At 68.4% G+C, this 19,096-nt stretch carries 25 protein-coding genes and 1 pseudogene; 22 read left to right on the top strand and 4 right to left on the bottom strand.

What is annotated here, in order from left to right; translation table 11 throughout:
• From H565_RS0100420 to H565_RS15580, 4 genes are read right to left on the bottom strand one after another with little or no spacing between them, the layout of a single operon-like run.
• Nucleotides 1–1,416, bottom strand: a complete 1,416-nt coding sequence (locus H565_RS0100420) for a recombinase family protein (RefSeq protein WP_027459295.1) — start codon at nucleotides 1,414–1,416, stop codon at nucleotides 1–3.
• A complete protein-coding gene (locus H565_RS0100415; RefSeq protein WP_157468831.1) occupies nucleotides 1,413–1,985 on the bottom strand; it encodes a hypothetical protein in 573 nt (190 codons plus the stop codon). The genes H565_RS0100420 and H565_RS0100415 overlap by 4 nt, the downstream gene beginning before the upstream one ends.
• A 17-nt stretch (nucleotides 1,986–2,002) precedes the next feature.
• Complete coding sequence (locus tag H565_RS16745; protein ID WP_245576133.1) at nucleotides 2,003–2,485, bottom strand: LexA family protein; 483 nt, start codon at nucleotides 2,483–2,485, stop codon at nucleotides 2,003–2,005.
• The gene (locus H565_RS15580) at nucleotides 2,485–3,135 is read right to left on the bottom strand and encodes a helix-turn-helix domain-containing protein (protein WP_027459292.1); all 651 of its coding nucleotides are present in this window, start codon (nucleotides 3,133–3,135) and stop codon (nucleotides 2,485–2,487) included. Before H565_RS15580 ends, H565_RS16745 begins: the two co-directional genes overlap by 1 nt.
• A 132-nt stretch (nucleotides 3,136–3,267) precedes the next feature.
• Here H565_RS15580 and H565_RS17000 point away from each other — a divergent pair, with 132 nt between their 5' ends.
• The 22 genes and pseudogenes from H565_RS17000 to H565_RS0100305 all read left to right on the top strand — a co-directional run bounded on the left by H565_RS17000 (nucleotide 3,268) and on the right by H565_RS0100305 (nucleotide 18,793).
• Nucleotides 3,268–3,504: a helix-turn-helix domain-containing protein gene (locus H565_RS17000; RefSeq protein ID WP_084542840.1), complete on the top strand. Its 237-nt coding sequence runs from the start codon at nucleotides 3,268–3,270 to the stop codon at nucleotides 3,502–3,504.
• On the top strand, nucleotides 3,501–3,698 hold the full coding sequence (locus H565_RS16195; protein ID WP_157468828.1) for a hypothetical protein: 198 nt from the start codon (nucleotides 3,501–3,503) through the stop codon (nucleotides 3,696–3,698). The genes H565_RS17000 and H565_RS16195 overlap by 4 nt, the downstream gene beginning before the upstream one ends.
• A 287-nt stretch (nucleotides 3,699–3,985) precedes the next feature.
• A complete protein-coding gene (locus H565_RS0100400) occupies nucleotides 3,986–4,399 on the top strand; it encodes a hypothetical protein (RefSeq protein ID WP_027459291.1) in 414 nt (137 codons plus the stop codon).
• The gene (locus H565_RS0100395; RefSeq protein WP_027459290.1) at nucleotides 4,396–4,734 is read left to right on the top strand and encodes a hypothetical protein; all 339 of its coding nucleotides are present in this window, start codon (nucleotides 4,396–4,398) and stop codon (nucleotides 4,732–4,734) included. The genes H565_RS0100400 and H565_RS0100395 overlap by 4 nt, the downstream gene beginning before the upstream one ends.
• Nucleotides 4,734–5,006 (top strand): type IV toxin-antitoxin system AbiEi family antitoxin domain-containing protein, encoded by a 273-nt coding sequence (locus tag H565_RS0100390; protein WP_027459289.1) that lies wholly within the window; start codon nucleotides 4,734–4,736, stop codon nucleotides 5,004–5,006. The genes H565_RS0100395 and H565_RS0100390 overlap by 1 nt, the downstream gene beginning before the upstream one ends.
• Nucleotides 5,006–5,239: a hypothetical protein gene (locus H565_RS0100385; RefSeq protein WP_027459288.1), complete on the top strand. Its 234-nt coding sequence runs from the start codon at nucleotides 5,006–5,008 to the stop codon at nucleotides 5,237–5,239. Before H565_RS0100390 ends, H565_RS0100385 begins: the two co-directional genes overlap by 1 nt.
• Nucleotides 5,236–5,805 (top strand): annotated as a pseudogene (locus H565_RS16740) (Rad52/Rad22 family DNA repair protein); the annotation flags it as partial. The gene H565_RS0100385 and the pseudogene H565_RS16740, both read left to right, overlap by 4 nt.
• Nucleotides 5,806–6,140: 335 nt before the next feature.
• The gene (locus H565_RS15575; protein WP_051363336.1) at nucleotides 6,141–6,656 is read left to right on the top strand and encodes an HNH endonuclease; all 516 of its coding nucleotides are present in this window, start codon (nucleotides 6,141–6,143) and stop codon (nucleotides 6,654–6,656) included.
• The gene (locus H565_RS0100370; protein ID WP_027459287.1) at nucleotides 6,643–7,437 is read left to right on the top strand and encodes a hypothetical protein; all 795 of its coding nucleotides are present in this window, start codon (nucleotides 6,643–6,645) and stop codon (nucleotides 7,435–7,437) included. The genes H565_RS15575 and H565_RS0100370 overlap by 14 nt, the downstream gene beginning before the upstream one ends.
• On the top strand, nucleotides 7,434–8,486 hold the full coding sequence (locus tag H565_RS15570; RefSeq protein WP_027459286.1) for a hypothetical protein: 1,053 nt from the start codon (nucleotides 7,434–7,436) through the stop codon (nucleotides 8,484–8,486). The genes H565_RS0100370 and H565_RS15570 overlap by 4 nt, the downstream gene beginning before the upstream one ends.
• Nucleotides 8,483–9,442: an ATP-binding protein gene (locus H565_RS0100360; RefSeq protein WP_027459285.1), complete on the top strand. Its 960-nt coding sequence runs from the start codon at nucleotides 8,483–8,485 to the stop codon at nucleotides 9,440–9,442. The genes H565_RS15570 and H565_RS0100360 overlap by 4 nt, the downstream gene beginning before the upstream one ends.
• A gap of 43 nt (nucleotides 9,443–9,485) precedes the next feature.
• Nucleotides 9,486–10,256: a hypothetical protein gene (locus H565_RS15565; RefSeq protein WP_027459284.1), complete on the top strand. Its 771-nt coding sequence runs from the start codon at nucleotides 9,486–9,488 to the stop codon at nucleotides 10,254–10,256.
• Nucleotides 10,253–11,371: a hypothetical protein gene (locus H565_RS0100350; RefSeq protein WP_027459283.1), complete on the top strand. Its 1,119-nt coding sequence runs from the start codon at nucleotides 10,253–10,255 to the stop codon at nucleotides 11,369–11,371. Before H565_RS15565 ends, H565_RS0100350 begins: the two co-directional genes overlap by 4 nt.
• A gap of 59 nt (nucleotides 11,372–11,430) precedes the next feature.
• Nucleotides 11,431–11,763, top strand: coding sequence for a hypothetical protein (locus tag H565_RS13790; protein ID WP_157468827.1), 333 nt, complete (start codon nucleotides 11,431–11,433; stop codon nucleotides 11,761–11,763).
• 158 nt (nucleotides 11,764–11,921) lie between these two features.
• Nucleotides 11,922–12,203: a VRR-NUC domain-containing protein gene (locus H565_RS16735; protein WP_245576132.1), complete on the top strand. Its 282-nt coding sequence runs from the start codon at nucleotides 11,922–11,924 to the stop codon at nucleotides 12,201–12,203.
• Nucleotides 12,200–12,607 carry a hypothetical protein gene (locus H565_RS0100335; RefSeq protein ID WP_027459280.1) on the top strand — a complete coding sequence of 136 codons (408 nt, stop codon included), beginning with the start codon at nucleotides 12,200–12,202 and terminating at the stop codon, nucleotides 12,605–12,607. Before H565_RS16735 ends, H565_RS0100335 begins: the two co-directional genes overlap by 4 nt.
• The gene (locus H565_RS0100330) at nucleotides 12,604–14,061 is read left to right on the top strand and encodes a hypothetical protein (protein ID WP_027459279.1); all 1,458 of its coding nucleotides are present in this window, start codon (nucleotides 12,604–12,606) and stop codon (nucleotides 14,059–14,061) included. Before H565_RS0100335 ends, H565_RS0100330 begins: the two co-directional genes overlap by 4 nt.
• Nucleotides 14,062–14,636: 575 nt before the next feature.
• Entirely contained in the window at nucleotides 14,637–15,446 is an 810-nt protein-coding gene (locus tag H565_RS15560; RefSeq protein ID WP_051363335.1) for a ParB N-terminal domain-containing protein, read from the top strand.
• Nucleotides 15,443–16,183 (top strand): hypothetical protein, encoded by a 741-nt coding sequence (locus H565_RS0100320; protein WP_245576131.1) that lies wholly within the window; start codon nucleotides 15,443–15,445, stop codon nucleotides 16,181–16,183. Before H565_RS15560 ends, H565_RS0100320 begins: the two co-directional genes overlap by 4 nt.
• A complete protein-coding gene (locus H565_RS0100315; protein ID WP_027459277.1) occupies nucleotides 16,180–16,959 on the top strand; it encodes an adenine nucleotide alpha hydrolase family protein in 780 nt (259 codons plus the stop codon). Before H565_RS0100320 ends, H565_RS0100315 begins: the two co-directional genes overlap by 4 nt.
• Nucleotides 16,956–18,281, top strand: a complete 1,326-nt coding sequence (locus H565_RS0100310; protein ID WP_027459276.1) for a DUF3440 domain-containing protein — start codon at nucleotides 16,956–16,958, stop codon at nucleotides 18,279–18,281. Before H565_RS0100315 ends, H565_RS0100310 begins: the two co-directional genes overlap by 4 nt.
• Nucleotides 18,278–18,793: a ParB N-terminal domain-containing protein gene (locus H565_RS0100305; RefSeq protein ID WP_027459275.1), complete on the top strand. Its 516-nt coding sequence runs from the start codon at nucleotides 18,278–18,280 to the stop codon at nucleotides 18,791–18,793. The genes H565_RS0100310 and H565_RS0100305 overlap by 4 nt, the downstream gene beginning before the upstream one ends.
• Nucleotides 18,794–19,096 lie beyond the last annotated feature (303 nt).

The raw sequence follows: 19,096 nt of genomic DNA, 5'->3' as shown, positions 1-19,096 counted from the left end.
CTACACCCGCAGCACCACCTCCAGCACTCCACCCGGCGCGATGCTCAAGCGGGTGCCCGACCGCAGCAGCACCTCCCGTGTGGAAACACCTTCCTGCACTAGCCGCCCAATCGCTTCGAGGGCGGCTGCCGTGTTGGGCAGAGGAATCACCGTTGGCGGCACAACCTCCGCCCGCAGCTCTTCCAGCCGCCGCCGCGCTGTATCCCGTAGCCCGGCGTACTCGTCGCCGGTCAGCAGCTCGCGCTGGTAGTCGGTGAGATAGCGCTTGAGCTGCCCCTCCAGCCGGTCGATCTCCTTCAGCGCTCGGCTGTGGTCGGGGGGTGTAGATGCGGCCTGCCCAGCGTACCGCTCCGGGTGCTCGGCGATCTCGCGGACGATCCGGTCGGCGTGCTCGTGCAAGTCATTCATGCGGTAGTACGTGCGCTGGGTGCAGACAGGCACGTCCCCATAGTGCCGGTGCTTGAATGCCCGCGAGCAGCGGTAGTGGCGGTAGCTCGTGCGGCTAGAGTGCGAGTTGGTCCCACTCATTGCCCCCCCGCACTCGGCGCACCGCAGGAGGCCGTTGAGCCAGAAGGTTTCGGTGTGCTTGATGGGCTTGCGCCGCAAGCTGTCATGGGCAAGCTGCCAGGTGTCCCCGTCCACGATAGGGGGGACCGGGAACGTGAACTCCCGCTTCGCGTGTCGGAGAGTCATCCGAGCCTCGCCCTTGTAGGCCGTGTTGCGGGCCATGTACCAGGGCCGCTGTGGGTGCCAGACCGAGTTCATGGCGGTGGGCACCCCACGGGCGTTCAGGTCGTCGGCAATCTGCCCGGTCGTGTCTCCCCGGACCAGCCGCTCGAAGATTTCCCGCACGACCGCCGCCTCCACCTCGTCTACCTCGATGCGCCGGACTGGGCGGCCCCCCTCCAGCTCGTAGACCTGCCGATACCCGTAGCAGCGCCAGCCGTGGGGAATGATCTCACCCTTCTCGGCGGCGGCCAGCTTACCTCCCAACATGCGGCGCTTGATGCTGCGCAGTTCCTGGTGAGCGATCACCATCCGCATGTCGAAAGTCAGGACGCTGGCATCGTCGTCTGGGTCGTACAGGCCGTCCGTGGCGTTGTGGACGTCTAGGCCCAGGCCGAGCAACTCGTTAAGAATCTTGTGCCCGGCGAGCGGCGTGCGGCCCAGGCGGTCGGCCTCGCTGGTGATGATGGCCGAGTAGCGCTGCCGGTCAGCCTTGAGCTGCTCCAGTCCGTCACGGGTCTCGCTGCGGCCGGTGATGACGTCCGTGTACAGGGCGCCGTCGGGGATACTCAGGCCAGTGCGGGCGGCGTAGGCGCGGGTCTCGGCCTCCTGGCGGGCGAGGCCGTAGCGGTCGTCGCGGGCCTGGAGGTGGCTGGAGACGCGGATGTAGAGGGCGGCGGGGCGGGTCATGGGGGGCCTTCCAGCAAAGGTCCTCGGGGCATCGGCTGCTCGACCAGCTTCAAAGTAACGAGGAAGTCATCGGTGCTGGTCCCCTCGATCGCTTCATACAGCCGGTCGCGATGGGACCGCCACTTGTCCGCAAGAGGAGGGATGAAGACAGTAAGCTCAACGCCTGCCTCTCGGCGCATCACCTCGACCCTGTGGTCTAAATGACCTTCGCGCTGGAGGGCCTTTATCACAAGGATGGTGGCTTCAGGCAAAGGAAGCGGCTCTTTCGTCTCAATGTAGCCACGGCGAATCCCTTCGTTGTAAACGCGAACCAGTACGCCGTGATCGAGCATTTGGGGCTGGAATCGGTACGGGCGCTCGACGACGTCCTTGTAAAGTGCTACGTCTTCGTCATGGCAACTCAGGTCTTTGGCGACAGCCTCAACGTATTCCAGCGGTGCCTCGTCGTCGGCCCATGTGAGGTAACAGGACGCGCCATACTGCCCGTGTCGACTGAACTCCGCAGGCACTTGGAAGTGGCTTGCAAGCCGCTGCAGGAAGCGGACATTGCGACAGTCTGGGACAATCACGGTGTAGTACCCCATCGCTACGCATTCCCTCCCCACCCCCGATAACGCGTCATTTCCCAGTGCTGCCCGTCTCGGCTCACTGCGTAGACGCGCCCGCAGTTGCGGATGCTGGGGTCGAGCTGCACCGGCGGGTACGCTGCATTGTCGCTGTACATGGCGGGGCGGCCCTGGAACAGGCGCAGCCGCTTAACAACCATCGTCCCATCCGGCAGTCGGAACGCGAACGTGTGGCCTTGGTCCGTAATGAGGTCCTTGCCATCCACCAGCACGAAGCATCCATGTGTGATGCCACTGCCGTCCGCAAGCGTCATGCTGTCGCCGTCCACTTGGAGCACGAACATTCCGAAGCGGCGGAAGCTGGGTGGGATGGGCATTCGCCTACGCACGGAGAACGGAGATGGATCGAGCGGTGTTCCGGCACTGATTAACCCCAGGACTGGGGCTTTGCTTGGGGCATAACGCTTGGGTAAAAAGTACGACTGCAAGAGGGAAACCTCCATCAGTTGAGCAGTTGAGGGTTGTAGTCGCTGGTCACGCCAGCCACCAGCCCGACCACCTGCGCTTCCTGGGCGGGAATGTCCTCGTACTGGCGGTTCTCGGCGCGGAAGACAGGGCCGAGGCGGGTCGTGGTGTAGAGCCGGACGTGTGGGCCATCAGCGTCCGTAATGACGTAAACGCGGCCTTCCTCTGGCGAAGTATGAGCACGGTCGACATGCAGGTAATCGCCGGGACGGATGCTGGCTGGGGTGGTGCCATACATCTCGTCGGTATCCATCCGTAACAGCAGCGGCTGTTGGATGCCCGCTACTACGGCCTCGTGGTCAATAGCCGCCCCAGGATGTTCAGGATTGAGCGCGGCCGAAAGGGGATAAACGTCTGCGCTTCCTTCACCGACCGTGGACGCCTCCGCGATGCCGAGGTCTACACCGGTGGCCCGTTGCATCTCGGCCACCGTCCAGTGCAGGGCGCGGGCCAGGCCGAGCAGCTTCCCGACAGTGAGGCTGTGAAGGGTCTTCGCCCCGCGCTCAATATCCGAGTAATACGACTGCGACATGTCAGCCTTTTCCGCGACGATCTCTTGGGAAAGCTGCAGCTTCGTCCGGCGCAACTCGATAGCGACGGCCCACTCAGGTTTTTTCTTGCGGGGCACTCGGGCAGATGGTGGCATCAGCAACTCCGTTACCATGATGGTGGTACTACGCGCATGGTAGACGGTCGGTTCCCGATGCCCAAACGAAATAGTGGTCACAGGGTTTGACTCCTGCCATTATTATGGTAGACTATGGTTATGCCTGATCTGACGTTTGGCCAACTGGTCGCTCGAGAGAGGGCGGCCCGTAGTTGGTCTCAGGATGAACTGGCTGCAAAGAGTGGGTTGAGCACAAGAGCTGTTTCTGCCATCGAACAGGGCCGCGTGAAGGACCCGCGCATTAGCACAGTACGGGCACTGGCACGAGCGCTAGGCGAGTCTTTTTTTGCCGAGGCTTATCGATATACCGATATTCGGGAGTCCGTATGACCCGCAAGAACTCCATTACAGAAGTCCGCATCCGCCGCGAGCCGTGTCCGGTCGTCGCCCACCACTTCGGCGCCTTCGTGCTGGAACGGGCTGCTGCCGCTGGCCTCGACATTCGGGGGCTGGTTCCCCACCCCATCACTCCGCCCGCGCTCCAGGCGCGTCACGAGCAGGCTAAGGGAATCCGCCCAGCCTGAATGCAAAGGCGCAAGGCCCTGGCAGGCCCTGCGCGACTTGAAACCCCCACCCGCAACCTGTTGATCCCACGTCGGCAAAACACCGGATCGGCAGGCCCTCAACGAGAGGAGCTTCTGCATGCATCGTACACCCGCCAACACCCCCAGTGTGGAAAAGCCCACACAAGTGGTGCAACTTCGCGCTCCCGGCGTGCCGACCGGGAGCGAGCGCGGTGGGCAGGTCTGACCCAAAGAAACAGGGCGCGTCTGACTCACGCGCCCGACCCGGTTTTGCCGACGAGGTACTTGTGAACATAGCACGCCCAAGCACGCTCTCTGCGCTCAAGCGCCCGCTGTCCACCTTGGTAGACGGCCAGCCGCTCCCCCTCTCCTCCCGCACCGGCAAGCGCCGCCTCTTCCGTCACAGCGTCTGGACCCAGCCCGCAGGGGAGGGCTGGACCCGGCTCGTGTTCGTGCCCGGCTGGATCGGCCGCCTCCCGAGTGGCCGCCCCTGCCTCGTGATCGAGGAAGTCTGTCCCACCGGCGAGGTTGAGCTGAGACTCCAGCAGGTTCAGCAGGAGCACGGTGTCCACCTGTGGCTGCGCCCAATTTCGCTGCCGCTGAGCCGCCCGCGCGGCAACCACTGGTGGCCCGAGGTCTACATCACCCCCTGGGTCTACGCCCGACCCAAGCTGCGGTTGCTGTTGGCGGTGGCGGCGTGAGTGGGGGTGTCGTCTACCGGCGGGCCGAGGTCCTGCGCCTGGAGCGCGACCCCCACGCCGACATGCACGCCCCGGAGCAGCCCTACCGCCTGACGTTGTGGGACCCGGCAACCAACGTCCATGACCCGGAGGAGCCGCACGCATGCCGGAACCTCAGCCTCGCCGAGGTGGAGGCGCTGCGCGACCTGTGTAGCAGGCTACTGGCTGCTGAGGAAACCCCCCATGCGGCTCCGGTCCAGATCAACCCCGGTCGCCTGTGCGAGTGCGCCGATGGTGGGCGCATTGCACCGGTACTGAACTGCCGCAGTTGCGGTGGCAGCGGGGTGGTGCGCTGATGCCCCGCCACGAAGAGCAGTTCCAGACCATGCGGGTTCTGGGGGCGGGCCTCCGCGCTCCGGTCCGCACCGCCCTGGAGGTGGCCGGTCGTCTGGGTATCGATGACAAGGCCGCCCGTGCCCGCCTGAGGACGCTCATCGCCCGAGGCGATGTCGAGCGGCTGCCCAACGGCACCTACCGCCTCACCGCCCAGGGCGCGGAACGCCTGCGGGTGCAGGACCGGCGACTCAAAAAGCGGCGGGGCCATGCCCCGCTGGGGAGGGCCGTCTGATGCGGGCCTCTCTGCGCTCGTGGTTCGGGTATGGCCCTCTCGGATTGTTGCTGGCCGCGCCGCTGATGCTGCTTGCCGCAGTGCTGGGGTTGGACGCCTTGAAGCACAGCGGCGCGGCTGTTGCGGAACCCGCCCGCCTCATCCTGGCCTTCCCGGAAATCTTGGCGGCCAGCGGCCTGCTTTACCTCACCCGGCGCATTCAGGACGCCGTGCCCCAGGAGGTGACCTCGTGAAGCTGTCTGACGTTCAGAAGCGGCTGGAGATGCCGTTCCCGGCCCACCTCGTGGGCTGGAAGCCCCAGGCCCTGACCAAGGACCGCTCCCGCGCCCTGCTGGTGGCCTACGTGGATGCCCGCGCCGTGCAGAGTCGCCTCGACGCCATCTGCCCGGACGCCTGGGAGTTCCGCTGCCGCGAGGTCTCCGGCACCCCCACGCCCACCGTCCACGGCAGCCTGACGGTCCTGGGCGTCACCCGCGAGGACTTCGGCGAGGCGGGCGAGGGCGAGGCGGGCACGCTGAAAGCCGCCGCCTCCGACGCGCTCAAGCGCTGCGCGGTGCACTTCGGCATCGGGCGTTACCTCTACGACCTGCCCAGGTTCTGGAGCGACTGGGACGAGAAGAAGCGCGAGCCGATCACCCTGCCTGAGCTGCCCGACTGGGCGCGGCCTGAACATGAGCGCACCCCCGGCGGGGCGCACATCGTCCAGGCGCTGGAGGAGCTGCGCAGCCACCTGCCGAATGACGTGGACGCCCAACGCGAGGTCTGGCGGTTGCTGAAGACAGCCCTCGCCGCGAGCCAGTCGGGACCTCGCCTGAGTCCGCCAGCCTCCACTCCCGTAGCCGAGGCGCAGCCCACGGGTGCTCCGATCAGCAAGGCGATTAAGAGCCAGATCGCCGCGCACCTGACCGGGCCACGCTGGCTGCTGGAGCGTGAGGAGCGACTGGCCTTCACGTCCTGGCTGGCCGACCGCCGGGACGCGCCACTGGCGACCAGCGCGGACCTGACCGAGGCTGAGGGCCGCAAGGCCCTGGCCGCTATCGAGCGATGCCTCAAGCCGAAGGCTTTGCTGGAGCAGTGGCGGGCCAACCCTGCCGGGCTGCCCGGCGAGGCCGAGGCGCTGGGGGCGGTGAGCTGATGGCCGAGATTGCCCTTGTCGGCAAGCGGGGGGCCGGGAAGGTGGCCCTCTGCGATGACGCCGACTTCGCCCGCCTCTCCCAATACCGCTGGCATCTCGACCGCGACGGGTACCCCCGGACCTTCCTTCCCGCCGAGCTGGGGCAGCGCCGCCGCAAGACAGGCATGCACCAACTTCTCACCGACGCGCGCGGCGGATACTTCTCCGACCACATCAACGGAAACCCCCTCGACAACCGCCGCAGCAACCTGCGCCCCTGTACCCGCACCGAGAACAACCGCAACCGGGCCGCGTTCCGTAGGAGCAAGACGGGCCTCAAGGGGGTCAGCCCCTGGCGCGGCGGCTTCCGAGCAGTGATCCATGACGGGCGGACCCAAATCTTCCTGGGCTGCTTCCCCACCAAGGAACTTGCGGCGGCGGCCTACAACGGCGCGGCCCGCGTGCTCCACGGCAAGTTCGCCCGCTTCAACCCAATCCCCCTGACCGCGTCCGAGGTGGCCCATGCCGCCGACTGATACGGCCCCTCTGGCCGACGTCCTCGCGGAGCTGTTCGCGGCGGCAGCAGCGGGCCAGGTGGCCCGGCGGACGGTCTCGCGGGGCTTGCACCTGCGGGCGGTCGTGCGGGAGAGCGGACGGCGCGAGCTGCTGCTGTGGCGCACCGCCTCGCGCCTCCCCAGCGCGACAGAGTGCACGGTGGTCGCCCGTGACGCGGGTTTCGTTGAGCCGATGTTCAAGGTCTGGCCAGTCGAGGGTGTGGACGGGTTCCACCTCCGCGACCGGGCCGACTGGCAGCACCCCTGCACGCACGACTGGGGTGAGGTGACGTTCATCTCCGGGCGACAGGAAGGCGGGACCTCCCGAACCTGCCGCCGCTGTGGGACCACGGCCTGCACGATCCACAAGCGCCGGGGCAAGGGCACCACGTACCTCTACAACGGGCATGAGGTCAGCGAGGTGGCGTACCTCGCGGCCACGGCGAGCGGGCCGGTGCCCAGCACGCTGGACCGCGAAGCGCGGGCGGCGCTGATGGCCGAGGTCGCGCAGGTGCCCGTCGCCACGACCGACCGTCTGGCGCTGCGCGGCGAGGTCTGCGGGCTGTGCCGCCACGGGGAGGCCGCCGAGTTCGGCATGATCGCCTGCACGCTGGGCTGGGAGGCCCACGAGAGCTACTGGTCGGAGAGCCTGAAAAAGCACGTCCCCGGCGGTCACCCCGGCGTCCCCGTGCCCCTGCTGACGCCCCACTGCCGCTGCATGGCGGTCGGTGGGCGCTGGCTGCCCAGGGTGGTGGTCGCATGAGCCGGAACACCGCCATGTCCCTCGTCGCTCAGTTCCTGGGGCGGCAGAACACCATCCCGATTCCTGTTCCCTTCGTGCAGATCACGGGGGACTACACCAGCGCGGCTTTCCTCGCCCAGTGCCTGTATTGGGGCGACCGGACCACCGACCCGGACGGCTGGTTCCACAAGAGCCATGAGGAATGGGCCGAGGAACTGCTGCTCTCGGCAGATCAGGTGCGCCGCTGCGTGAAGTCGTGCGGCGAGATGATCGAGGTCAAGCGCAAGGGAGTGCCTGCCCGGAACTACTACCGCGCCAACCGGGAGGCCGTGGCCGAAGCCCTGGAAAACCTGGCGTTTGAAAATCAAAATCCGACGACTAGATGTGGGGAAACCCAACATCTAGAAGTGGAGAAACCCCACGGCAGTACGTTGGGAAACCCCACGACAAGTCGTACGGCGAAGCCCACATCTATATCAAAGCCCACTACAAAGCCTACGCAGAGCCTACAGACAGAAGAAGAGGAGGGCGAAGCCGCAGCCCTGCCGCCCCCCAGTCCTGCCGCCGCCGCTGCGTCTCAGGGTGATCAGGGGAAGCCGGAACCTCAGACCCCTGGCGGCGCTGATCGCGCCGAGGCCCCTGGCGGGGCCAGCGCGGCGAACGCCACTTCGGTTACTGACCAGGACGACACCACGGCGGACGCCGCAACGCACGCCACCACCACCACGGAAAAAGTTCCGGGCGCGGGCGGCGCGGCGGCGCGGCCGGGCGAGGTGGCGCTGCGGGCGGCGATGGGTGACCGGTTCTACGACGAGCTGCTGGCCGAGGATCCCGACCGCGTGGCCTGGGGTGACCTGACGGTCGAGCGCGTCGCGGAGCTGCGCCGCGCGGCCAGGGCGGAGGCCAAGCTCCGCCAGCTCCAGAAGTGGCGCACCCCCTTCATCGCCCTGCTGGACCGCGAGATCACGCCCGACACCACCCCCACGATCACCCACGTCGATGACGACGACGTGGACATGGACGCGCTGATTCGCAGCGCTCCCCTCAACGGGTACCGGAGGAAGCCATGACCGCACAGCCCCACGAGCAGACCGCCCTCGCCATCGCCCAGCGCCAGCTCGTCCAGGCTCGCGAGAACGACCGGGCGCTGCACCCGAAGCCCCAGCCCGCCTCGACTCTGGGCGACCTGCTGGGCCGCGCCGAGCGCCCCGCGCCCCGCCTCCCGACCGCCGCGCATGTTCGGGCCATCGGCCGGGTCCGGAGCATGCCGCGCTTCATGCAGGCCTTCCACAATGCGTACTGCACGGGCGGGGTCGTCGTCGCGCAGGGCAAGCGCGGTGAGTTCCAGGAGTACCGCTGCCCCCGCTGCGAGCAGGCTGGGCGTGAGGCGCGGCTCCGGGCGCAGATGGAGGCCAGCGGCGTCGAGGGCCGCTACCTCGACGTGGAGTGGTCGGACCTGGAGTTGCTCGCCCCCCTGGACCGGGTGGCGACGCGGTGTCGGGACATCACGGCGCTGATTGATGCCGGGGCCAGCCTGCTGCTGTACGGCGAGGGTACCGGCAGCGGCAAGACCCAGGCGGCCATGCTGTGCGCGAAGGCGGCCATTCGTGCCGGGCGGACAGCGTGCGTGGTGAACCTCGCGCGGCTGGCGCTGGAGGTGCGCGAGAGCTACCGGGAGCGCAGCGGCGAGGCCCTGACCGAAAAGGCGGCGCTGCGGCGGCTGACCGACTGCGACCTGCTGGTGATCGACGACCTGGGGGCAGGGGAGAGCGACACCGCTGCGGTGGAGCGCCGCCTGCTGTTCCTTGCGCTCGACGAGCGGCAGATGCGGCGGCGGCCGACCATCGTCACCACCAACCTGCTGCTGGCCCCGCCCGCCGAGGAAGGGCGGCGCGACCCCAACCGCCCGGCCTCGTTGGTCGAGGTGATGGGCGCCCGTGTGCTGGCCCGGCTGCAACCGTTGCGGACGCTGCACGTCAATCACGGGGTCAACTTCCGCGCCCGCAAGAGCGAGGTGAGCTGGTGAGCCGCACCCTCTCGCCCGACGTACAAAAGGAAAGGACTCAAGCGTGACCGCCGCCGAGATTGAGGTCCAGCAGCTTCTCACCCCAGAAGAGCGCGCCCGCCGTGCCGAGCTTGAAGAACAGGTTGCCGTCGGCGTCCGTGCGGGCGCGATGGCGGGCCGAGCGCTGCGCTCCCTCCAGGGCGAGCGCCTCTACCGCAGCACCCACCCCACCTTCGAGGCCTACGGGCTGGAGGTCTTCGGCCTCTCGCGTGCCCGCCTCTACCAGCTCATCGATTTCGCGGAGGTGGCGGAGGAAGCCGCGGCACGCGGCATCGAGATTAGCAACGAGCGGGTAGCCCGCGCCCTGGGGGTGGTGCCGCCGGACGACTACGCCCTGGTCATCGATGTGGCTCGCGCCGTGACCGGCAAGGCCACCCCCAGCAGCGCCGACGTGCAGGGGGTGGCGGACGCCGTGCGGAACATGGCCGACGGAATGCAGGTCGAACACCCCGACACCCAGGAGCCGGTGCCCCTGAGCCAGATTCCGCCTGAGCGCCGCGTCGAGGCCGTCGCCAAAGCCGTGCAGCGTAGTGCCCAAGACCGCAAGGACTTCCAGGGCATCGACAACGTGAAACCGATGGATTACGTGGCCGGATTCCAGGGCATGGGCCTGCGCGGCGGGCTGATGTTCGGACCGGAGGGCTACTGGTTAGAGGTCCTGGACCCGGCGACAGGGGAGATGCGCTCCGGCCCGGTTACGAAGTCCATCTGGGAGGCCCCACGCGCATGGCGGCAGCAGCACGAAGCCGAATCCCTGAGGAGTGAAGACGAATGACGCAGACCCTGACCCTGTCCGCCCGGATCGCCTCCCTCGAACAGCAGGCCGCGCCCCTGCCCAGCCTGCGGGCCGACCACGCGGCGACGGCCGCGCACTTGGAGCGCCTCGCGGCCCAGATCGCCGAGGCCGAGGCCGCCGAGCGCACCCTGGCCCTGATGGAAGCCCACGTGCGGGCCATTCTGGACAGTGGCAGCAGCGTGGTCGTCGAGCTGACCGGCGGCAGCTCCGAGTCCCTGGCCCCGTCCGTGCTGCTTCCCACTGAAGTGGATACTGCGGGGGCAGCAGCGGAACCTCCGGCACCCTGGCCGCCCCCCCAGGACCCCGAGGAGAGCAGCGACGAGGAGGAGGCTCCCTTCCTCTCCAACCGCGACCGCCTCGCGCAGTGGGTGGAGACCCTGCCCGCGGGCCGCGAGGTCACGGTCGCGCAGGCCGCGGCGGAGACGGGCATCTCCAGCGGTTCGGTCAAGACCTACCTGCCCCGCATCGCCAAGGTGGGTGCCGTACTGGAGCGCGTGCCGGGGACGGGCGTTCCGGGCGTGCCCGGCCGCTACCGCCGCCCGGCGGCTCAAGAGACACGCCCCGCGCCACCAAGCGAACAGTCAGTGGGCGAACAGCCGGACACCGGGCCTTTCCCCCCGCACCTGACGCTCCGCGCCCGCATCCTGGAGTACCTCACGTCACACGCCGGGCAGGAGTTCACGGCCGACCACGTGGCGGAGAAGCTGGACCTGAGCCGGGTCAGCTCGCTCGCCCACCTTCAGGCGCTGCACCGCGCGGGCATCGTGTCAGGTTCCCCAGAGGAGGACGACGGCACCCAATGGTTCTGCCTGCCGCGCCCCGACCCCTACGCCCCGCCCGCCTCGGCCCCCAGCCAACCGACGCTCCCGCCCATCCCTGAGCGGCTGAGCACCGACGAGTGCAGCCTCTATGACCTGCTGCGCCGCGAGCCGGAGGGCCTCACCGCCCGAGCCGCGCAGCACCGCCTGGGATGGTCGAGCGGGCGCGTGAGCAATGTCCTGGGTCGCCTGATGCGGAACGGACACGTCGGCGGCCACGAGGACCGCTACCGGGTCATCTCCCCCGAATACCAGGCTGAGGTGGGCGACGCGTGACGACCTGCCGCCTCTGTGGTCACCCCACCGCCCATCATCCCCCCTGCCCCTTGGACCCCGTGAGCCGCGGCCGAGCGCTGGCCGCCATCAGCAGCACGGGAGCCGTCGTCCCGCTGGAGGACCTTATGCCGCAAGCCCACGAGGACGCTGCCCAGATCGCCTACGCCTCCCGCGTCTTCATCCCATTCTGTCCAGACACGGGGCGGGTGCTGCGCGGGATGTACCGGGGCATGGGCATCCGTGAGGCGGAGGAAATGGAGCTTCACCACCTCCTGCGGACTTATCACCACGTCCGCGTCGGCACGGTCACCCTGCACCCCTGGTGGCGGGGCTGGCGGCCCACGCCCCACGCGGTGCTGACCCCGTCCAACCACCTTGAGGTGCTGCTCTGACGCCCTATGACGACGCCTGGCTGCGCGACTACCGCCGCCGTCACCCCCACCTGTTCCCGGAAGAACAGGCCCCCGCCCCGGTCTGCGCGCCGGGCGCGGGGCTTCCGCGTTCTGCCAGCAACGGGTACGTCAGCGAGGCGGCGTTTCAGGCGGCAGCGGTGGAAACGCTCATCCTGCGCGGCTGGGACGTTCACGAGAGCTACCTCGGCAGCGACGGCGGCGGCCGGGCGTGGCTGACTCCCGGCTTTCCCGACCTGCTCGTCTACCGCCAGGACGGGGAGCGCCGCCTCTGGTTTGCCGAACTCAAGCAGCCCGGTAACAAGCCCACCGACACCCAACTCGCCTACCACGCCCGCCTCCGCGCCGCCGGATTCCGGGTGGTTGTGGCCTGGACCCTCGAAGAACTCCTCACTGCCGAAGCCGAAGAAAGGACTGCATGACCCACACCGCTGAGCGCCCCCAGGAGACCTGTCCCGTTTCATCTGGCCTGCCCCACCTCTACCGTCTCCTCGCCGTGTTCAGCGGCATCCCGAAGCCTCCCGTGCTCGCTGTGAAAGACGCGGGCTTGTGGACCCAGGACGAGCACGCTCCCCTCACCGATCATCACCGCGCCCTGCTGCGCCGCCTCGCGGAGGACGGCCGCGTCCAGTGGGTGACCTGGGGGCCGGACGGTCCCGGGTACGTGCTGACCGGCTACGGCGAGGTCGCCCTGGAGTCCTACCGCCAGCGCTATGGCCCGGCCTATGCCCCCCGGCGCGGCCCCTCGTTGGGGGAGATCGCCGCCCGCAACCGCCAGCGTGACCGCCTGGTCGCCCTGCTGGAGCAGAGGAAGGAGCAGCGATGAGCTGGAAAGCCCGCCTCGACGAAGAGCAGCGGCTGGCCGAGCGCCGCGCCGTCCGCAAGCCAGGAAAGGCCCTGCCGCCCAGCCTGCTGAGCCTGAAGCCCGGCGAGCCGGTGTACTACCGGCCTACCCGCCCCCACCCCCGAGCGGGCAGCCGGGCGGTCGTCGTGCGCGGTCCCCGGAGCGGCGTGCGGGCGCCCAGCGTCCGCCTGCGCTTCCCCGACGGCGCGGAGCAGACGGTTCCCGCTCGCCATGTCGGCCGTACCCCGGCTCCGGCAGAAACCCCGCCCTACCTGGCCGACGCGCGGTCCCGGCCCGTGTGGACGCGAATCGTCAAGATGCTGGCGAGCGCCGCCCAGCAGGAGGGGCAACCCGGTGCCGAGCCCCTGCGCTGGGATGCCGAAGAGCGGGTGCGGCAACTCGCGGGTACGGTCGCGCCCCGGGACAGCGATGCCGCCCGGAAGGCGGACATTGCCCGTGTCCTCCTCGAAGCGGCAGGTGCAGAGGCGGCGGCAGCGGCGGCGCGTCAGGCCGGGCGGGGTGGGCGCGGGCCGGTGACGGCGGCCCACCTCCCGGTTCCTACGCAGGAGGCCGAGGTGGGACGCCTGAACCAGGAGCAGCGAGCGATGATCAACAACATCGCCAAGTGCATCCACCGCCGCTACTTCCTGTCTGACAAGGAAGTGCGCGACCTCTCCGAGAGGGAGCGCGAGCAGGCGAAGATCCACGGGATACTGCGCCAGATTATCGAAATAGGGGAGAGCGAACTGGGGCCGATGGCCGTCAAGTCGAGGGGTAGCGGGAAGGGCCACCGACTGTACGGGGAACTGGCCGACGCGCTGACCCGCTCGTATGTCCTAGCTCTGGAGGCCTGCCAGATGCTGATCGCGGGGCGCGACGACCATGCGCTGACCCTGGCCCTCCAGGTGCAGGAGCAGCGTCTCCAGTACGTCACCGTTAACCGCGAGCTGGAGCGGGCGCGGGCCAAGCACTTCACGGGTCGGTACTTCCATGGCGACGTGCTCAGCGTCCGCGTGGTGGACGAGGACGGCGGCATGACCCAGTACTACGCGCGGCTCACCATCGTCTACGGTGAAGACGGTCACAGCCTCGTGGTGGCGAACGCGGCCGAACTCGAAGCGCTGACCGGCACGCGGGTGGGGCCGGGGGGCTGGGCCGACCTGTGCCGCTGGATCGAGGACCTGAGCGACCGTGCTGGGGGCAGGAAGCAGGGGCGAAGGCAGGATGACGACGAGCATCTGATCTACCGTGACCACGACGATCACCTCGAACTGCGCGAGAGCGTGAGCCGCTTCCCTGGCCTCCTGCGGGCGCTGGAATGCGTGCGCCGGGCGCTGCTGGTCGAACACGCCCTCAAGGACATTCCGGCGGGAGAGATTCCCCCGAACCATCCGCTGCCGGGACATCACCCCCCCCACCCCGCCGGGAGGGCTTGACAGAGTTTCCCCAGAAATAGCCTAATTTCGTTCAAGCTGCACCACGTCTCCCCGAATGCCACAGCGCCCCTGCCTCCCCGGTGGGGGCGCTTCGCGTTGTCTTACCCCGGTGCAGCCCAATCCGCCCCTGGAGGTACCGCCATGAAGCGCTGAGCCTCTCCCGCGTCCCGACCGCCGGTCCCCCGGCCCTAACCGACATGCGGCCCTCGCCGCCCATACCCCACCGAACCGCGCAGGGCTACGCCCCTGGGCGGCGCGTTTGCATCCGACAACCGGGTGCGGCCCCCTGCGGCCACCCTCGCAGGTCCAACGTCAGAGCGGCGTGACAGCCCGGAGAGAACGGGCACCTTCCGCGCCCTGCCGAGCAGGCAGGCCGCCGCGCCGCCCCTGTTCTCCAGGGCATAGCGGACCGGCCCACCCGGTGACAACTCCGGGAGGGCGCACCACCGGGCTGCAGGAATCCCCTGCCCCATGACCACCTCAAGACGCCGCTGCCCCTCTGGGCAAATCCTTGTGCGTCGCCCCGATGGGAGCCTACCGTGTCCACCACGGTAGACAGTCGGGCTGGAGTTTGTATGGCCCCACGCAAGACCCCCGCCGCCTCCGCCGATGCCGCCCTCCGGATCGAGTACCTGCCCCTTGACCAGCTTTCCCGCTGGCCGGGCAACCCGAAGGAGCACGCGGGCGGCGCCATTGCCGCCAGCATTGCCCGCTTCGGCTTCCGCGACCCCCTCGCCATCGACGAGGCCTCGGGCCGCCTGATCGCCGGGCACGGCCGCCTGTCCGTGCTGGAGCGTGCCCACGCCGCCGGTCAGCCCGCCCCACAGTTCGTGCAGGTCCGCGAGGACGGCATGTGGCTGGTCCCCGTTACGCGCGGCGGCTCCTTCGGCAGCGAGGAAGAGGCCGCCGCCTACCTCGTGGCCCACAACCGCACCAGCGAGTTGGGTGGCTGGAACGACGAGCTGCTCGCTGGGCTGCTGGGCGGCCTCGACGATGACCTCCGCGCCGTGGCGGGATTCGACCTCGACGCCTTCGTCCGTGAGATGGACGCCCAGGCGGATAGTGCTCCCACGCTCCCCGAAGCTCCTAGCGAGTTTCTGAACGACCTGATCGGCGTGGCGGCAGCGGCGCCGCAGGCGCAGGCCACCCCCACCCCGGCGGCGGGAGGGGACGCGGCCCCCGCCGGGACTCCGGCCCAGGCCGCCCCTGTAGGTCCAGACAGCCGCGACTACGTGCAGGTCGTGTACGTGGTGCCCGCGTCAGACCGCGACCTCGCCCAGCGAGCCGTGAAGCGTGCCCGCGAGCAATTCGGCGTGGCGACCGCGCCTGAGGCTTTCATGGCGATCATCCGGAACTATCTCCGGGCGCAGGAGGTGGCCGCGTGAACGCCAAGCCGATGAAGCACCGCCCTGACGACGAGAACGAAATCCACGACGTGGCCGCCTTCATGGACCCTGCGCGGAACGTCGTTACGCCCGTCATGCAGCTCAGCGACGAGCTGGCTGGTCAAATGGTGTGGGCCTTTGCCCGCATCGTACGGGCTGCCCATGGCAGCCGCGCCGCCCGTACCCCCGATGAGGACGGCATCATCCGCGCCCAGGAGTTCGAGGAAGGCGACGTGTACATGCTGGAAAAGCCCTTCGACGGGTACTTTGCCAGCCGCTACCTGATGGACTTCTACAACGTGCAAGAGCGCGGCATTTGCTCGCGGATGCACCTACACACGGGTTTGCGCTTCGTGCGGATGATGACCGGCCCGGACACGGTGATCCGGGTGGGTAGCCTCTCGCCCTTCATCGTAACGAACGTGCCTGGCGTGACGCCCTTCGTGCCGTTCCAGTTCGAGGACGACATGCCTGACCTGCCCCAGGGCGTGCAGTGCACCCGCTACAACCTGCTGGTGCCGCCCTGCTCCTTCGTGGACATGCAGATCCCGCGCGGCGTCTCGCACCAGTTCAATGCCATCGGTCCAAATGCGGTGATCGACTCCGTGCACCCGGAGGAGTCCATCGAGACCTTCCGCGAGCGCATGAGCGGGTTCAAGATGATGGCCCAGACCATCTTTCTGACCGACGACCGCCCTGACGCGAGCAGTTGCGACATGCAGGGGCGCGAGTCGTGACCCTCGGCCGCAGGCAGAACACTACCCAGGAAGCCTGGGAGGCCGCCTGGAACCGCCCCGACCTGTTTCCCGACGCCGAGCTCGACCGCCTCCTCGACGAGGCCGTGCGCGAAGTCCGCGAGGTCACGTCGGGCAAGCGGGCGGCCATAGCGTGGAGCGGCGGCAAGGACAGCCTCGCTCTGCAGGTGGTTGCGCAGCGGGCCGGGGTGCTCGACGGCGTGCTGGCCCTGACCCAACTCGAGTACCCGGCGTTCCTGGCCTGGCTCGCACAGCACCAGCCCGGCTGGGTCCGCACGGTGAACACCGGGCAGGGCCTCCTGTGGCTGCGCGATCACCCGTCCATGCTGTTCCCGCAGGACGCGGCCACCAATGCGAAGTGGTACCGCCAGGTGCAGCACGCCGCCCAGGACCTCTACTTCCGGGGCAAAGCCCTCGACGTGCTGATCCTGGGCCGCCGCAAGGCCGAGGGGAACTTCTGCGGCAAGGACGGCCTGTACGCCAACCGGGGCGGCACCCTGCGCCACAGCCCGCTGCGCGACTGGCCCCACGAGGCGGTTTTGCAGTTGGTCAGGCGCGAGGGCCTGTCTCTACCACCCTTCTACGCCATGCGCGACGGGTGGGTGACCGGCACCGGCCCCTGGCCGCAGCGCCCCTACGCGAAGGACGTGGACGACGGCTTCGCGCAGACCTGGGAGATCGACCCAGAGATCGTGCGTGAGGCCGCCACGGTGCTCCCGTCGGCGCGGCAGTTCATGGCCGCGCGGGGTCTGACGTGACCGGCCCGGAGTACGCGCCCCCGCACCCTGCGCTGGGCCGCCCCTACCAGCACAACCCCAAGCAGAGCCGCCTCAAGCCGCAGGTGGTGGAGCAGGACGTGCTAACTCTCGCCCGCGAGCGCCTACGCGTCCTCTTCGAGCGCTTCGACCACGTGAGCGTGTCGTTCTCCGGCGGCAAGGACAGCACCATCGTGCTGAACCTCGCCCTGGAGGTAGCCCGCGAGCTGGGCCGCACGCCGCTCGACGTCGTCTTCTGGGACGAGGAGTGCATCTACTCCGAGAACGTGGACTACGTGCGCCGCGTGGCCGCCGACCCGGACGTAGCCCTGCGCTGGATGTGCGTGCCGGTCAAGCACCGCAACGCCTGCTCCAGCGAGTCGCCCCTGTGGTATCCCTGGGCACCTGAGGACCGCCACCTCTGGATTCGGGACCTGCCGTACGAGGCGATCACCGAGATTCCAGGCTACGACTACCGTGACCCAGCCAACCGCCTGTCCGTCCCGGAGGTGAGTGGCCTGCTGTTCCCGCCCACCCTGGGCAACGTGGTGCAACTCCTGGGCATCCGCGCCGACGAGAGCCTGATCCGCCGGGCCGCCGTGAGCCGCCGCGCGGTGGACAACTACATCGTCAAGGACACTGGGGGTTACGGCGGGGCGAACAACCTCCAGCACGCGGGTAACGTCTGGAAGGCCTACCCAATCTATGACTGGCGCACCGAAGACGTGTGGCTTGCGCCCAAGCTGTTCGGTTGGGATTACTGTCGGGTCTATGACCTGATGGACAAGCTGGGATTCGGCCCCCGTCAGCAGCGCCTCGCGCCGCCCTTCGGCGAGGAACCCATGCAGCGCCTCGACCAGTACCACCAGTGTGAACCCGAACTGTGGGACCGCATGGTCTACCGGGTGCCCGGCGCGGCCACCGCCAAGCGCTACAGCCGCACGGAGCTGTACGCTTTCGGAGGGGTGCCCACCAAGCCGCCGGGCATCACCTACGAGGCCTGGCTGCGCGACCTGGTGCAGGCGAACTTTCCGCCGAAGGAAGCGGCCCAGGTCAGCAAAGCGATTCGCGCCCACCTCCGGATGCATTACCGGAAGACGGCGGACCTGCTGGCGCCCACCGCCGATCACCCGCTGACCGGGTACTCGTGGGCCTTCTTCATCAAGATCGCCATGCGTGGAAACTTCAAGGACCGCCGCCAGCCCAATATCGGCAGGCGACCGCCCGAACAGGTGCAGCGCATGTACGAGAAGTACCGCGCTGACCTCGCCCCCTATCTCGCGGAGTTGGCCGAGATGAAGGCCCTCGAAGGAGCTGCCCCATGAAGTACGGACGAGACGCCCAGCCCCTCTCGGTAATCGAATGGGTGCATCGCGACGACCTCCACGCGAACGGGTATAACCCCAACCACGCCGCCAAACCAGAGATGGAGCTGCTGAAAACCAGCCTTATGGAGGACGGCTGGACGCAGCCCATCGTGGCCCGCCCAGACGGGCAGATCGTGGACGGCTTCCACCGCTGGACGTGCAGCGCCGACCCGCGCATCTACGCGATGACGGACGGCTATGTGCCGGTGGCCCGGCTGCTGCCGCCCGCGACCGGCGATCAGATGCTCAGCACCATCCGGCACAACCGGGCACGGGGCGAGCACGGGGTCCTGAAGATGGCTGACATCGTGCGCCGCCTGATCGACGAGGAGGGCATGACGCCCGAACAGGTGATGCAGCGCTGCGGCATGGAGCGCGAGGAGGTCACGCGCCTCTACGACCGGGGCGGGATGACCGAGCGCGGGACCATCGGCCACGCGGAGTTCAGTCAGGGGTGGACGCCTAAATAGCTACTCCATAGGCTCAGCGGGGTCATCTGCGGAGACGATGGTTAACACGATCCCCGCCAGGGTTTGAATCGCGAATAAGGCCTGCCAGATTCCCGCTGCCGCAAAGGTCAGCATCACGGAGGTCAGCACCACTTGATCAACAGGGGCGTCCGTAGATGCTCCGGGGACCCGTGCAAGGAGCCTCGCCCCCGCCCCAACCGCAAGAGCAGCCAGCATCAGGAGAGAAGTCAACAACATGCGCCCTCCGGCTCCTCGCACACGCTTTTGGAAACTCGCTTCGTTAGGTTGGTCGGTAGTTGGCTG

Source organism: Deinococcus murrayi DSM 11303 (genome assembly GCF_000482805.1).
In the GTDB taxonomy this organism is placed as follows: domain Bacteria; phylum Deinococcota; class Deinococci; order Deinococcales; family Deinococcaceae; genus Deinococcus; species Deinococcus murrayi.
This window is presented reverse-complemented; position numbering and strand designations above follow the sequence as displayed.